Source organism: Oscillibacter sp. ER4, from assembly GCF_000765235.1.
Taxonomy (GTDB): domain Bacteria; phylum Bacillota; class Clostridia; order Oscillospirales; family Oscillospiraceae; genus Hominicoprocola; species Hominicoprocola fusiformis.
In genome coordinates this window covers 1-14385 of record NZ_JPJG01000072.1, presented here as the reverse complement: position 1 = coordinate 14385, position 14385 = coordinate 1, and the positions used below count along the sequence as shown (strand labels likewise).

Genomic DNA, 14385 nt, shown 5'->3' with positions numbered 1-14385 from the left:
CTCCGGCGTATATCGTTTGTTTGGTACTCCTTTTGGCATAGCAAAACACCCCACTTCTTAGATAGTATATCATACTGTCTAACAAATGGGGTCACTTCAGAAATCGGCAGGGCCTTTACAGTTTCTATACAAATAGTATATTTTGCAGAGCTTCTGCAAAATGCGTGTGCAGAAAGGCTCTTGTGATTCGGCAGAACGGCAAAAATAAAAATCAGCAGACATGACGGAAGTTGCGAAAAGCCGTCAAAGTAGCCGCGTTCCCGACAGAATCCGCCGCGATGCGGCAATGTTTGATCGAAACTGACAGATTAACATAATAAATTCAATAAAGAGATTCTACGGTGAGTTATCCACAGTTTCCACAGAGTTTTCCACACAAGTGGATTTCTCAAAATCCCCTGATTTGACAGGGAAAAATTGATTTGATTTCCGCGGAGTGGAAAACATACTGTGCAGATAGGCGTGTGTCGAAATTTACATAATTCTGGAATTGGAAAATTCGTGGCAGAACAGAAATTCGATTTGTTACCATAATCGTGGAATTATGCAAGATGGAATAGACTCCTTGCAGTCTGCAAGGGGGAGCAGCGCCGCGGGCGCTGCACGAGGCAAAGGGGGATACTCTCTTTCACAAAAGAGAGTATCCCCCTTTAAATCCCCCGAGAGAAAGGTTTACATTGCAAGCGAGCAGCTCGAAGAGCTGCAATGCTTGCCGATTGCACTGCCCTGATCGCGGCGTTGCCGCGTTTGGTGTTGCTAGACGATTTGGCCTGCTCCTATTATCCGCTGCCGCTCTGCCCATCTTGTGGGAGTGCACAGTAATTTCCGTCTATCGCCAGTCCCTACAATGCGGCGAGCGCAGCAATGCCGCATTCCGCAAGCAGTCTGCCGCCGAGAAAACGTCACTCGCGCCTCACGATAGTAAGGCGCGGTTGCTACTGGTAACGAGTAGTAGGGGTTCATGGCGAAGCCATGTACACCGCACTTACTTTGCGCAGCGCGTGCAGTTCTTCGAGCTACAAACTGCCAATGTGCGGGGTCAAGGGGCAAGGCCCCTTGCGTTCTCTTGGGGGATCAAAAGGGGCCATTCTCTCACGTGAGAGAATGGCCCCCTTTAACGCACCCCTGCACGGTGCAGGGGAATAAGAACCAGCGCTGCCGCGCTGTAAACCCTCAGACGATAGGATCGTCAATATCTCTCGTCGCATACGCGTTCAGCGCCCAATCCGCCCGCGCGCCGGCGAGATACTCATAATACCCTTGTGCGCCGATCATCGCGCCGTTGTCACCACAGAGCTTGAGCGGCGGCATGTAGAGCCGGTAGCCGTGCTTTCGGCACTCCTTTTCGAGCTCTGCGCGGATGAACGAGTTCGCGGCGACACCGCCTGCGGCGACAAGCACCTTGCGCCCGCTTTGCTGCATGGCGAGCATCGCGCGCGGGACGAGCTCGTCGACAACGGCCTGCGTGAAGTCGCGCGCAAGCGCCGCACGGTCGAGCTGCTTTCCCGTCTGCTCGGCGTTGTGGGCAAGGTTTACGACGGCGGTCTTGAGGCCCGAAAAGCTCATATCGAGAGGGCACCCGTCAATCTTCGCGCGCGGCAGCTCGTAGACACCGCCCTCGCTCTCGTGGGCGAGCTTGTCCATCGCCGCGCCGCCGGGGTAGGGAAGGCCGAGCACGCGCGCGGCCTTGTCAAAGCACTCGCCCGCCGCATCGTCACGCGTCGCGCCGAGGAGCGCAAAGTCCGTGTAGTCGCGCACGTCGACGATGAGCGTGTTGCCGCCGGACATGCACAGCGCCAGAAACGGCGGCTCAAGCTCTGGGAACGCTAAGTAATTCGCGGCGATGTGGCCGCGGATGTGGTGCACAGGGATGAGCGGCACATTCAGCGCGTAGGCCGCGCTCTTGGCAAAGTTCAGCCCCACGAGCACCGCGCCGATGAGACCCGGCGCGTAGGTCGCGGCCACGGCGTCGATGTCTTTTTTCTCGACGCCCGCCTCCTTGAGCGCCTGATCGGTCAGCGCGGCGATGGCCTCGATGTGCTTGCGCGACGCGATCTCCGGCACGACGCCGCCGTAGAGCGCGTGCAGGTCGGCCTGCGACGCGATGGCGTCGGAGAGAATTTTTCGTCCGTCCTCGACGACCGCGACGGCGGTTTCGTCGCAGGAGGACTCAAAAGCGAGAATTTTCATTGCTGCGCCTCCGCTTCTGCCGCGCCGAATTCCTTCGTCATGATGATGGCGTCCTCTTTCGGGTGGTCGTAGTAGTTTTTGCGGCGGCCCTCGCCGCGGAAGCCGCGGCTGCCGTACAGCGCGATGGCGGCATAGTTGCTCTCACGTACCTCAAGCGTCAAGAACGCAAGGCCGCTGCCCTCGGCGAAGCGGATAAACACGTCGAGAAGCTGCCCCGCCACACCGCCGCGGCGGCAGTCGGGGCGGACGGCCATCTTGGTGATGCAGCCCTCGTCCGCGACGGCGAGCAGCCCCGCGTAGCCGACGACGCTGCCGTTTTCTGCATCCAGCGCGACTAAGAAGGCCGAGCACGCGTTTTCAAGCTCCTCTGCGAGCATGTTGCGCGACCAGGGGTTCGAGAAGCATGTGCGCTCAAGCTCGGCAACGTCATTCAAATATTCGTTCGTCATCGGCACGATGCGGACTTTTTTCTTTAACTGTTCCATTGGTTTCCTCCGGTCATTTGGCTTCCAGCCAGTTTATGCCCCAGTGGGCCTCGGCGGTCAGGGGAACGGAGAGGTGCACTGCGCCCTCCATCTCCTCGGTGAGGAGCCGTGCGACCGTCTCCTTTTCCTCCTCCGGGCACTCGACGATGAGTTCGTCGTGCACCTGCAAAATGAGCTTTGCCTTTAAGTTTTCCTTGTGCAGCCGCTCGTCGACGCGCACCATTGCGAGCTTGATGACGTCCGCGGCTGTGCCCTGGATGGGCATGTTGCGCGCGACACGCTCGCCGAACGAACGGGTATTGAAGTTGCTCGCCGCCAGCTCGGGCAGCGCGCGGCGGCGGTGCATCAGTGTTTCGACATAGCCGCGCTCCTTCGCCTGCGCGACGACCTCATCCATATAGCGGCGGATGCCGGGGAAGCGCTCAAAGTACGTCTCGATATATTCCTTCGCCTCGTACACCGGCACGCCGATGTCCTGCGCGAGCGAGAAGGCGGAAATGCCGTATACGATGCCAAAATTCACGGCCTTCGCGTGCGAGCGCATCTGCTTGGTGACCTGATCAGTCGGCACGCCGAAGACCTGCGCGGCCGTGACGGTGTGGATGTCCTCGCCGGTCAGAAACGCCTGCTTCATCGCCTCGTCGTCCGCGATGTGCGCGAGCAGCCGCAGCTCGATTTGGCTGTAGTCTGCGTCGACGAGCACGCAGCCGCTTGCTGGGACGAACATGCGGCGGAATTCGCTGCCGAGCTGCGTGCGCGTGGGGATATTCTGCAAATTCGGCTCGGTCGAGCTCAAACGGCCCGTCGCCGTGGCGGTCATCTGGAAGCTCGTGTGGATGCGCCCGTCAGGCGCGATGACCTTCAAAAGACCGTCGCAGTAGGTCGAGCGGAATTTCGCGTACTGGCGGTACTGCAAAACCTCTTCGACGATGGGATTCTCCCACCGGAGCTTTTCGAGCACGTCCGCGTTCGTCGACCAGCCGGTCTTCGTCTTTTTGCCGTGCGGGAGCTGCAAGCGTTCAAAGAGCACCTCGCCGAGCTGCTTGGGGGAATTGATGTTGAACGGCCCGCCGGCCTCTTCATAGATGTGCTGCTCAAGCATTTTGAGCTGCATCTCCATCTCGCTGCCGAAGGCCGCGAGAGCGTTCGCGTCCACGCGCATGCCTGCGTGCTCCATGCGCGCGAGCACGGCGCAGAGGGGCAGCTCCACTTTATAATAAAGCTCGTGCAGCTCGCGCTTTTCAAGTTCGGGGGCAAAGGCCTCATACAGCGCATCGACGGCGCTGGTATAGACATGGAACGCCGTCTCGGCCTCGGCCGTGTCGCCGAGCATCGAGAAAGCGTCTGGATCTAAGTGCTTCGGCTCGGCAAGCGTCTGGTGGAAGTAGGCGGCGAAGAGCGACGCGATATCATACTTGCCCGCCGTCGCGTCGAGCAGGTACCCTGCGAGCGCGGTGTCAAAAATGAACCCTTCGATGGGAAGGCCGTTTTCGAGCAGCGCGCGCTGGAGGTCCTTGACGTTGTGGCTGACTTTCTTGATATCATCCGAGAACAGGGCGCGCAGCAGCGCGTTCCAGTCGCCCTCATAGCGGCTGAAATAGAACTCGGCGGAGAGAACGCTGTCATTCCCCGTGCCGCACTCGACGATCACGCCCGAGAGATCGGGCAGCGCGAGGAGCGTGACGTGCGCCGCCTTGCGGAAGAGCGCGAGCAGCTCGTCCGAGCGCGCCTCCGTGCTCACGACCTCGGCCGTCACGGTGCAGTCCTTCGGCGCTTCGACTTCGGGAAGGCCGTCGGACGGCTTGAGGCCGTATTTTTCGATGAGCTTGGTAAATTCCAGCTTCATAAAGAGCGGATAGAGCGCGTCTGACGGCGCCTTGCGCAGATTGTCCTGCGGAGAAAATTCGAGTGGTGCGTCCGTCACGATGGTCGCGAGATGGAAGCTCTGGCGTGCGCTCTCCTCGCCCTCGGTGAGCTTTTTGATGACGTTCGGCTTGGCCTCGATATCGGGGAGCAGCCGGTAAATTTCGTCGATGCTCTGGTATTTCTGGATGAGCGCCATCGCCGTCTTTTCGCCAACGCCCGGCACGCCGGGGATATTGTCGCTCGCGTCGCCCATCAGGGCTTTGAGGTCGACAATGTGGATGGGCGCAAAGCCGTAGACCTCACGAAAGCTCTCGGGCGTCATGTCCTTCGTCGTGGTCTGCCCCATGCGCGTGGAAATGAGCTTGACGGTCGTGCGCTCGGTCACGAGCTGCAAAGAATCCTTGTCTCCCGTGGCGACGACACAGTCCCAGCCTGCGCTTTCGCACTTGCGCGAGATCGTGCCGATCAGATCGTCGGCTTCAAAGCCCGTGAGCTCGTAGCGGGGGATGTTCATCGCGTCGAGCACGTCCTTGAGCACCGGCATCTGCATGGCGAGCTCTTCGGGCATGGCGTGGCGCGTGGCCTTGTAGCCCTCGTACTCGAGGTGGCGGAACGTCGGCTCGCGGCGGTCGAAGGCGACGCACAGCGCCTCGGGCTTTTCCTCGTCGAGTAAGCGGCCGAGCATCGTCAGAAAGCCGAAGATCGCGTGGGTGAAAAACCCGTCGCGCGTGGTGAGCGGACGGACACCGTAATAGGCGCGGTTGATGATGGAGTTGCCATCTAAAACCATCAGCTTCACGGCATGCACCTCCCAAAATGCAAATTTTTACTAAATATAGTATAGCGCAAAGCAAACAAAAACACAACAGAAACCGGCGGAACTCTCGGCGCGGAGTGAGAAAGTGTGGTAAAAATAAACAGAACACTTGCAATTTCTTGTCGGGATGTTTATAATATTGACTGAAAATCTGTTTTGCTTCCTAATTTTTTGTTAGGAAGCGGGCGGAAAAACAAAAAAGAAAGGGAGAAAATCATGGAAAAGCTATTTAAGCTGAAGGCCAACGGTACTACGGTACGCACCGAGATCCTTGCCGGTCTTACCACGTTTATGACCATGGCCTACATCATCGCGCTCAACCCGAACCTGCTGACCAACTTTGCAGTGGGTACGCCGCTGTGGAACGGTGTGTTCCTTGCCACCTGCATCGCCTCGGCGATCGGCACGATTTGCATGGCGTTTTTCGCCAACAAGCCGTTCGTCATGGCGCCCGGCATGGGACTCAACAGCTTCTTCGCGGTGGTCGTCGCCAACATCGCGGTCATCAACGAGTGCGAGTACGAGTCCGCGTTCCAGGCGGCGCTCGTCATCATCCTTGTCGAGGGTATCGTGTTCCTCATCCTCACGCTCTTAAAGGTGCGTGAGAAGATCGTGGAGGCCATTCCTCTCGGCGTGCGCTACGGCATCGCTCCCGCCATCGGCCTGATGCTGATGAACGTGGGCCTTGGCTCCAACGTCGGTATCTACTCTGAAAACGGCGGCCCGTTCTACATGATGCGTGACTTCTTCGGCGCGCTGACGCCCAGCATCATCAAGGGCAACATGGGCTCGGGCTACGATGCGATGGTCCTGACCGTCGTGACCGCGTTCCTCGGCGTTTTCGTCATGGTCGTCCTCGCCAAGAAGGGCGTGAAGGCGGCAGTGCTGCTCGGCATGCTGTTCTCGTCCGTCATCTACTGGGCGGGCAGCGCCATCTTCCTGCATGTCAATCCGTTTGCGAGCCTCGCGACTGCGAGCTTTGTCCCGCCTTTCGCCGACATGGTCTCCACCACGCTTTTCAAGTTTGACTTTGCGGGCTTTGTGAACATCGGCTGGTTCACCGCCATCACGCTCGTCATCACCTTCTGCATGATCGATATGTTCGATACCATCGGCACGCTCGTCGGTACGGCCTCCCGCGCCGGCATGGTCGATCAGGACGGCAACATGCCCCAGATGAAGGAAGCCCTGCTGTCCGATGCCATCGGTACGGTCGCGGGCGCCTGCACCGGTACCTCCACCGTCACCACGTTCATCGAGTCCGCCTCCGGCGTGGAAGCGGGCGGCCGCACGGGCCTGACCGCGCTCACTGCGGGCATCCTGTTCCTCGCCTGCATGTTCCTCGCCCCCATCGCCGCCGTCATCCCCGGCGCTGCGACCTCCGCCGCGCTGATCTATGTCGGCGTTCTGATGCTCCAGGGCCTCAAGAATGTGGACTTCAGCGACATGGACCAAATGCTGCCGGTGTCCATCATGCTCATCGGTATGCCGATCTCTGGCTCCATCGGCCACGCCATCGGCCTGGGCCTCATCTCCTACACCTTTGTCAAGGTGCTCTCCGGCAAGGCTAAGGACGTCAGCGTTCTGACCTACGTGATCTCCGCGCTGTTCCTTGTCAAGTTCTTCGCCGTTGTGTAAGTGTGTGAAAAAACCTTAAAAAGAGCGTCCCGTACGGGACGCCCTTTTTTTCTGCGCCGCGGTATGATATCATGACGAAGATACATAGGGTAATAGGAGCGCACGGCGAAAAAAACTTGAAAAATCAAGGATTGCAACTGCCGGTTGACAAATTTGACAGTGCGCTTTCTTTCCCGCAACCGCGAAATAGGCTATGATAACGCCATCCAGACGGCGCGGGACCGCGCCTTAGAATTCAGGAGGAAGACGATATGATCTTAGCGGATAAAATCATCACGCTGCGCAAAAAGGCGGGCTGGTCGCAGGAGGAGCTGGCAAGTCAGCTCGGGGTGACGCGCCAGTCGGTATCCAAGTGGGAGGGCGCGCAGTCCGTGCCCGACCTTGACAAGGTGGTGCAGATGAGCCGGCTGTTTGGAGTGAGCACCGACTATTTATTAAAGGACGAACTCGAAGAAGAGGAGTTCGTCGAATCCGAGGCGGACGAAACGCCGCTGCGGAGAGTGACGATGGAGCAGGCGGCGCGATACCTTGCGCTGCGCAAGGCCTGCGCGCCGAAGATCGCACTGGCGGTGGCGATGTGCATCGTCTCGCCGGTCGTGATCATTTTTCTCTCCGCCATGGCGGACGCGGGCCTGGGCGGTATTTCGGAGGATCTGGCCGCAGGTCTCGGCGTGAGCGTCATTTTGGTGCTGGTCGCCATTGCGGTGGGGATGTTCCTCTCGTGCGGGGCGAAGACGAAGGAATTCGACTTTCTTGAAAAAGAGCCGTTTGAGACCGAGTACGGCGTGAGCGGCATGGTGCGCGAGCGGCGCAAGGCCTATGAGCCGACCGCCTCGCGCTGTACGATCCTCGGCGTGGTGCTGTGCATCCTTGCTGTCGTGCCGCTGATGCTCGGGGTCGGTCTCGCGTCGTCCGATGTCGCCGCGCTGCTCGTGCGCGTCGCTCCGGCGGATGTTTACGCCGCGGCGGCGGTGGATGCGCTGCTGCTTCTGGTCGCCTGCGGCGTGGGCGTGCTCGTCTGGAGCGGAACGTACACCGGCGCGATGGACCAGCTGCTCGAGGAGGGCGACTACACGCGCAAAAAGAAGGCGCGCAGCGGCGTAATGAGCACGGTGTCGCTCATCTACTGGCTGAGCGTGACGGCGATCTTCCTGTTCTACACTTTCGGACCCAAGGGGAACGGCCAGCCGCAGTATAGCTGGTTTATCTGGGCTGTTGGCGGCGTACTGTATGCGGCGGTGATGGGTATTGTGTCGCTCGTGCTGCATCACAAAGATAAAATATAAAGCACACTTGACAAATGGGGACGGCAGTGATTTTTTACGAGTAAAGCAAACTTTACATTTACAAAATGGCTCTTGACAGTTGGAAATCACATGATATGATTTTGATATCGCAAAGATATTCGAAACGGCTGCAAGAAGAAAAGAGGGAGAACCTTATGCTCTATATTGAACACCTGACCAAGACCTTCGGCGAAAAGAAGGCCGTGGACGATCTTTCGCTCCACATCGCGCCGGGGGAGATCTACGGCTTCATCGGCCACAACGGCGCGGGCAAGACCACGACGCTCAAATCCGTCGTCGGCATCCAGCAGTTCGATTCCGGCAGGATCACGATCGGCGGGCACTCCATTCAGGACGATCCCACCGCCTGCAAGAAGATGCTCGCCTACATCCCGGATAACCCCGACCTCTACGAGTTTATGACGGGCATCCAGTACCTCAATTTTATCGCCGACATCTTCGGTGTAGAGGAAAGCGCGCGGCAGGAGCGCATCCGCAAGTATGCAGACCTCTTCGAGCTGACGACCGACCTGGCCCAGCCCGTCGCGGCCTATTCCCACGGCATGAAGCAGAAGCTTGCCATCATTTCGGCGTGGCTGCACGAGCCGAAGCTCATTTTGATGGATGAGCCGTTCGTCGGCCTCGACCCGAAGGCTGCGCATATCCTGAAAGGCATGATGCGCGAGGTGTGCGACGCGGGCGGCGCGATCTTCTTCTCGACCCACGTGCTCGAGGTGGCCGAAAAACTCTGCGACAAGGTCGCCATCATCAAGGGCGGCAAGCTCATCCGCTCCGGCACGATGGAGGAGGTCAAGGGCGACGACTCGCTCGAGGAGGTCTTCCTTGAGCTGGAGGGCGAATCATGCTGAAAACGCTCGTCAAGAAGCAGCTGATGGAAATTTTCCGCAGCTACTTTTATAATGCCAAAACCAATAAAAAACGTTCGACGGCGGGGATTATCGCTTATATCCTGCTCTTTGCCGCGTTGATGATCGGCCTGATCGGCGGGATGTTCACGGGGCTTTCCGTTTCGCTCTGTGCGCCGCTTACGCAGGCGGGGATGGGCTGGCTCTATTTTGCGCTCATGTCGCTGCTCGCCATCTTTCTCGGCGCGTTCGGCAGCGTGTTCAACACGTATTCGGGCCTGTACTTCGCTAAGGACAACGACCTGCTGCTGTCTCTACCCATCCCGGTGCGGACGCTGATGGCCTCGAGGCTGCTGACGGTCTATCTCATGGGCCTCATGTACTCCGCGGTCGTCATCCTGCCCGCGGTCATCGTCTACTGGGTCACGGTCTCGGCGGCGCCGATGGCGCTCCTCAGCGGCGTGCTGCTGACGGCGCTCATCTCAATCTTCGTGCTCACGCTCTCGTGCGCGCTGGGCTGGGTCGTGGCGAAGGTGAGCCGTAAGCTCAAGCACAAGAGCTTCATCACGGTCATCGTCTCGCTCGCGGGGCTTGCCATCTACTATTTCTTCGTCTTCAAGGCGCAGACGGCCATCGAGCAGCTCGTCGCCAACGCCGCGGTCTACGGTGAGAAGATCAAGGGTGCGGCGCACCCGCTCTACGTCTTTGGCCTGACCGGTACGGGCGATGTGACAGCGATGCTGCTGAGCGCGGCGGTCATCCTCGCGCTGTTTGCGCTGACGTGGACGTTGCTCTCGCGCAGCTTTTTGCAGATCACGACCGCGTCGGGCGCATCGGGCAAGGCTGTGTACCGCGAAAAGGCCGTCAAGCGCCGGAGCATCGATGGGGCACTTTTCGGCAAGGAGCTCGCGCGCTTCACCGCGAGCCCGAACTACATGCTCAACAGCGGCCTCGGTATCCTGCTGCTGCCGATCTCGGGCATCCTGCTTTTGTGGAAGGGCGGAACGGTCGTGTCGCTGCTGAACGAGGTCTTCACCTCGCAGAGCGGCTGCGCGGAAGTGCTGCTCTGCACCGGCGTGTGCGCCATTGCGTCGATGAACGACATGGCGACGCCGTCGGTCTCGCTCGAGGGAAAGTCCCTCTGGCTCGCGCAATCGCTGCCCGTCAAGCCCTGGCAGGTGCTTCGCGCAAAGCTCAAGGTGCAGCTTGCGCTCACGGCCCTTCCAGCGCTCGTGCCGCTTGTTTGCATGACGTTTATCCTGCCTGTGACGGCGGCACTGCCGCTCGTTTTTGCCGAGGCACTCGCGTACATCGCGTTTTCCGCGTGCCTGGGGCTGACGCTTGGCGTCGCGCGGGCAAACCTGACGTGGACGAGCGAGCTCATGCCCATCAAGCAAAGTCTGGCCGTGACGATCGCGCTGTTCGGCGGCTGGCTCTACGCCATCGTGTTCGCGGGGCTCTACCTCTGGCAGGGGTGGAAGCTCGGCGCGGCTGCGTATCTTGCCGTCGCGGCGGCGGTGACGCTCGCGGTGACAGCGCTGCTTCTTCGCTGGCTCAAAACGAAGGGCGCACAGCGCTTTGCGATGCTGTAAAGGAAAATAAAATGAGAGAGTGCGGCGGTCGAAGGACCGCCGCACTTCTTTTATATAGGCAGGGGCAAAAATTTACACAGTTCGTTCTTGCGGAAAGCGGCGGACCATGCTGTTATGTGACTACACTCACAAGTAGACTTTGAGGAGCGTGATCGATATGCTGCTGCGCGGCAAGCAGGCGAGCGGACTTTTGACGCAGCAGAAGATGCTGCGCGCCGCCGTAAAGCTGTTTTTGGAAAAGGGATATGAGGGCACGACGACCGCGGAGATCGCCCGCGCCGCGGGCATGCCGCCAAGCTCGTTTTTCCGGGCCTTTCCCAGTAAGGAGGCGCTGCTGCTCGAGCTTGACAAGCGGATGTTCAGCGGGCAGTTCACGCTGGCCGAGCAGCACAGCGCGGCACGTGCTCTACGCGGTGGAGACGGCCATCCAGCTCCACATCGCCGAGCTGACCGAGCCACTGCGCAAGCTGTATGTCATGGCGTACTCGCTGTCCACCACAGCAAACTATCTGTACCACAGTACAGCAGAGCGGCTGCAAACCATTTTCGGCGCGTATCTGCCGGACGCGGAGCCGAAGGACTTTTGCGAGATGGAGATCGCGTCGGCGAGCATGATGCGCTCGTTCGTGACCGTGCCGTGCGACATGTACTTTACCGTGGAGCGCAAGATCGCGCGCTTTTTGGAGTGCGCGCTTAAGCTCTACAATGTGCCGCCAGAGCGGCGGCGGGGGTCAGCGCGGCCGTTTTGCAGCTCGACCTGCACGCCATGGCGGCGGGCATCATCCAAACGACCGTCCAGCAGGCCGAAAAGGGTTTCGAGGCCGTGAAGGCCGAACCGGCATTTTAAGAAAAACCGCAAGGGGATATCCCCTTGGTGCATCCACCGGATGCACCAATCGCTTTGATGGAGGAATGATATGAAAAAACGTATTTTCAACTTTTTGACGGCCCTGTGCCTGTGCCTGACGCTGTTGCCGACGGTGGCGGCGGCGAAGGAGACCGCCGGGACGGCAACGGAGGTCAAAACATCGGACGAGTTGGTTGGAGCCTTGGCGGACCCGAACGTCACGACGATCAAGCTGATGGGGGAAATCACGGTCAATGCAACGGAAAATGTCAAAGAGCTGACCATTGACCGGCCAATCACACTGGTGAACGGCACCCATGCTCCCAGTCTGTCCCTCCGGCCTCCCCTGACCATTGCCAAGGGCGGGGCGCTGACGCTGAAAGGTAGAGTATTCTTCTATCCTTGCGACAGCGTAACGGTCAACGGCAGCTTGACCGTGGGCGCGGGTTGCGAGGTGACCTTCGAAGGCGATCAATCTTTTCTGACAATCAATCAGGGCGGTACCGTGACGACTGTCCGGACTACGAATGCAGAAGCGGCAGAGTCCGGCCTGTTGTCGCTGGGGAAAAACGTCGCGCTGACGGTGGACGGCACACTGGTCAACAACGGCGGGCTTTCCGTCTCCGACATGGAAAACCTGAAAAAGGCGGCGAGCATCGGCGGCGACCTGATCTTGAACGGTGTCACCGTTGATAAGGATTATGCCTTGGATATGCAGGGGAATCTGTTGACCATTTGCGATTCCCGTGACTTCTCAAAGAATGCGAACCTAACTGTGAAAAACGCCAGCCGGGTGGATGCCACCGGTGTCACGATCTCCAGCGGAAGCTATTACTGCCCGGTCTATGCCGGAGATGAAAACGGTGAAATCAGAGGCGGCAGCTTCTACGGGCCGGTCACGGTCAGACATCAGGGCAGTAGCGGGGGCGCGACTCCCGCTTATATTTCCGGAGGCACGTTCTACGACAAATTGAAGGGAGCGTACGCAAAAACGGACTATTCCATTCAGGGCCACGAGGTGACCTATATGGACGGCGAGAATGTCTATGCCATGCAGGTAGTCAACGGTAAGGCCAGCGCGCCGGATATACCCGTCAAGTCCGGCTACCGTTTTGTGGGCTGGTATAACGGAAATGCAAAATGGGACTTTGACACGCCTGTGACAGAAAAATTGACCCTGACGGCGAAATGGGAGAAAATCCACACATCTGCCCCATCCGCACCGCGCTATGACGTTGCGGTCTCTGACGGCGCGCGCGGCAGCGTGACCGTCAGCCCGAAGTCTGCCTCCAAGGGCAGCACTGTGACCGTCACCGTCACGCCCGATAAGGGCTACGCGCTCGAAACGCTGACGGTCACCGACAAGAACGGCAGCGCGCTCGACCTGACCGACAGAGGCAACGGCAAATACACCTTCACCATGCCGTCCAGCCCCGTGACCGTCGCGGCGACGTTCATGGACGACAACACGATGCTCAACTTCTTCGTCGACGTCCCTGCGGGCGCGTACTACTATGACGCGGTTCTCTGGGCGGCGGAGGGCGGCATCGTCACCGGCACGGACGCGGTGCACTTCTCGCCGAACGCTTCGGCACGAACGACTTCGTTACGCGCGAGCAGGTCGCGGCGATGCTCTACCGCTTCGCCAAGGCGCAGGGCATGGACACGACGCAGGGCGGCATGGCCGCGCGAGTTTGCGGATTTCGAGCTCGTCTCGTCCTAAGCGCTCGAGGTGGTGGACTGGGCTGTCAACGCGGGTGTGCTCAAGGGCGACAACAACCGCCTCCTGCCGCAGGACAACTGCACCCGTGCCCAGATCGTGACGATGCTCTACCGCGCTGGGCGAAAAGTGAGCGATACTATATAATATAGGAAAAGAGGACGGCCAAAGCCGTCCTCTTTTTTCAGCTCTCCATGTGTTTGCCAAGAAAGCCTGCGATGGCCTGCGCAAGCTTGTACTCCGTCTCGCCCGCGGCCGACTCGCCCTCGGTGCCGATGAAGACCACGAGCCCGAGCGCGTCGCCCTCGGAGATGATGGGCGCGGCGATGGTCGCGCAGTAGCGGTCGAGCGACTCGGTGACGAACACGCTGCGCTCGCTCGGCACGGCGCGGTAGATACCGCGGTCCTCCATGATCTGCTCGAGCTGCGGGCTGATGCGCTTGCCGATGAGGTCGCGGCGCGCGCTGCCTGCCGCGGCGATGACGCTGTCGCGGTCGGTCACGGCCACGCTCGTGCCGGTCGACTTGCTCAGCGTGTCGCACAGCTGCGCGGCAAACTCGTCCACGCCGCCCATGAGCGAATACTTCTTAAAAATGACCTCCCCGTCCTTGCTCGTGTAGATCTCCAACGGGTCGCCCTCGCGGATTCTCATGGTGCGGCGGATCTCCTTGGGAATGACAACGCGGCCAAGGTCGTCGATCCGTCTGACAATTCCGGTTGCTTTCATCTATCAAAACTCCTTTTATACTCGATAAACTGCACTTAGTCTTTGGAAAAGCCGCCAATTTATCCAAAGCCGCGGCTGGAAGATTTTGCAGCGCGCTGAGGATGATGTTTTTTAACAAAATAAGGTGAAAGAGGAGCGAATGTGGATATTGTGCACAGCTAAGGGCGGATTTTAGATGATGAAACTGAAAGAAGTGACAGACCAAAAAAACTTTGAAAAATACGCTTGACATTTCCTGGGATGCGTGTATAATAACATACTGTTCCGCGAATGGAGCGTGCACCTTGTAAATTAAACAACGAAACTTTGACAAGCACCAGATGAAAAACTGTGCGAAATGCACAGAGCTTG

Annotated in this window: 13 protein-coding genes; 7 read left to right on the top strand and 6 right to left on the bottom strand. The window is 59.1% G+C overall.

The genetic code is table 11. The annotated features are described in order from the left end of the window. Positions 1 to 1173: 1173 nt before the first annotated feature. Genes tsaD through polA form a run of 3 tightly spaced genes read right to left on the bottom strand, consistent with a single transcriptional unit; the run spans position 1174 to position 5340 of the window. Positions 1174 to 2190: a tRNA (adenosine(37)-N6)-threonylcarbamoyltransferase complex transferase subunit TsaD gene (tsaD, locus tag NI20_RS0111385; protein WP_033121521.1), complete on the bottom strand. Its 1017-nt coding sequence runs from the start codon at positions 2188 to 2190 to the stop codon at positions 1174 to 1176. Beyond that, positions 2187 to 2675 carry a ribosomal protein S18-alanine N-acetyltransferase gene (rimI, locus tag NI20_RS0111380; RefSeq protein WP_033121520.1) on the bottom strand — a complete coding sequence of 163 codons (489 nt, stop codon included), beginning with the start codon at positions 2673 to 2675 and terminating at the stop codon, positions 2187 to 2189. Before rimI ends, tsaD begins: the two co-directional genes overlap by 4 nt. Positions 2676 to 2688: 13 nt before the next feature. Beyond that, positions 2689 to 5340 carry a DNA polymerase I gene (polA, locus tag NI20_RS0111375; RefSeq protein WP_052084636.1) on the bottom strand — a complete coding sequence of 884 codons (2652 nt, stop codon included), beginning with the start codon at positions 5338 to 5340 and terminating at the stop codon, positions 2689 to 2691. Between the two features lie 234 nt (positions 5341 to 5574). Here polA and NI20_RS0111370 point away from each other — a divergent pair, with 234 nt between their 5' ends. The 5 genes from NI20_RS0111370 (at position 5575) to NI20_RS13880 (ending at position 11437) form a co-directional block, all read left to right on the top strand. Beyond that, the gene (locus NI20_RS0111370; RefSeq protein WP_197055391.1) at positions 5575 to 6996 is read left to right on the top strand and encodes an NCS2 family permease; all 1422 of its coding nucleotides are present in this window, start codon (positions 5575 to 5577) and stop codon (positions 6994 to 6996) included. 251 nt (positions 6997 to 7247) lie between these two features. Next, the gene (locus NI20_RS0111365) at positions 7248 to 8282 is read left to right on the top strand and encodes a helix-turn-helix domain-containing protein (protein ID WP_033121519.1); all 1035 of its coding nucleotides are present in this window, start codon (positions 7248 to 7250) and stop codon (positions 8280 to 8282) included. Positions 8283 to 8437: 155 nt separating this feature from the next. Then, on the top strand, positions 8438 to 9151 hold the full coding sequence (locus tag NI20_RS0111360) for an ABC transporter ATP-binding protein (RefSeq protein WP_033121518.1): 714 nt from the start codon (positions 8438 to 8440) through the stop codon (positions 9149 to 9151). Next, a complete protein-coding gene (locus NI20_RS0111355; RefSeq protein ID WP_033121517.1) occupies positions 9145 to 10740 on the top strand; it encodes a hypothetical protein in 1596 nt (531 codons plus the stop codon). Before NI20_RS0111360 ends, NI20_RS0111355 begins: the two co-directional genes overlap by 7 nt. Before the next feature lie 268 nt (positions 10741 to 11008). After that, entirely contained in the window at positions 11009 to 11437 is a 429-nt protein-coding gene (locus NI20_RS13880) for a TetR family transcriptional regulator (protein WP_242842991.1), read from the top strand. A 3-nt stretch (positions 11438 to 11440) separates the two neighbouring features. On the opposite strand, the gene NI20_RS15760 is transcribed toward NI20_RS13880, so the two are convergent. Next, positions 11441 to 11599 carry a hypothetical protein gene (locus tag NI20_RS15760; RefSeq protein WP_242842990.1) on the bottom strand — a complete coding sequence of 53 codons (159 nt, stop codon included), beginning with the start codon at positions 11597 to 11599 and terminating at the stop codon, positions 11441 to 11443. Positions 11600 to 11657: 58 nt separating this feature from the next. Between NI20_RS15760 and NI20_RS0111345 the strand changes: the two genes are divergently transcribed. Further along, positions 11658 to 13310 (top strand): InlB B-repeat-containing protein, encoded by a 1653-nt coding sequence (locus NI20_RS0111345; protein ID WP_033121516.1) that lies wholly within the window; start codon positions 11658 to 11660, stop codon positions 13308 to 13310. Between the two features lie 12 nt (positions 13311 to 13322). Continuing rightward, complete coding sequence (locus tag NI20_RS14735) at positions 13323 to 13454, top strand: S-layer homology domain-containing protein (protein WP_197055390.1); 132 nt, start codon at positions 13323 to 13325, stop codon at positions 13452 to 13454. Between the two features lie 37 nt (positions 13455 to 13491). Here NI20_RS14735 and NI20_RS0111340 read toward each other — a convergent pair whose 3' ends face one another. Beyond that, a complete protein-coding gene (locus tag NI20_RS0111340; RefSeq protein ID WP_033121515.1) occupies positions 13492 to 14034 on the bottom strand; it encodes a stage V sporulation T C-terminal domain-containing protein in 543 nt (180 codons plus the stop codon). A gap of 158 nt (positions 14035 to 14192) precedes the next feature. Beyond that, positions 14193 to 14385, bottom strand: a 193-nt coding sequence (locus tag NI20_RS15510; RefSeq protein WP_206538569.1) for a hypothetical protein, incomplete at its 5' end; no start/stop codon positions are given.

Coding starts and splice junctions, on each gene's coding strand:
- NI20_RS0111340 (WP_033121515.1), bottom strand. CDS start 14,034: ATGAAAGCAACCGGAATTGTCAGACGGATCGACGACCTTGGCCGCGTT.
- rimI (WP_033121520.1), bottom strand. CDS start 2,675: ATGGAACAGTTAAAGAAAAAAGTCCGCATCGTGCCGATGACGAACGAA.
- NI20_RS0111360 (WP_033121518.1), top strand. CDS start 8,438: ATGCTCTATATTGAACACCTGACCAAGACCTTCGGCGAAAAGAAGGCC.
- NI20_RS0111370 (WP_197055391.1), top strand. CDS start 5,575: ATGGAAAAGCTATTTAAGCTGAAGGCCAACGGTACTACGGTACGCACC.
- tsaD (WP_033121521.1), bottom strand. CDS start 2,190: ATGAAAATTCTCGCTTTTGAGTCCTCCTGCGACGAAACCGCCGTCGCG.
- NI20_RS0111345 (WP_033121516.1), top strand. CDS start 11,658: ATGAAAAAACGTATTTTCAACTTTTTGACGGCCCTGTGCCTGTGCCTG.
- NI20_RS0111355 (WP_033121517.1), top strand. CDS start 9,145: ATGCTGAAAACGCTCGTCAAGAAGCAGCTGATGGAAATTTTCCGCAGC.
- NI20_RS0111365 (WP_033121519.1), top strand. CDS start 7,248: ATGATCTTAGCGGATAAAATCATCACGCTGCGCAAAAAGGCGGGCTGG.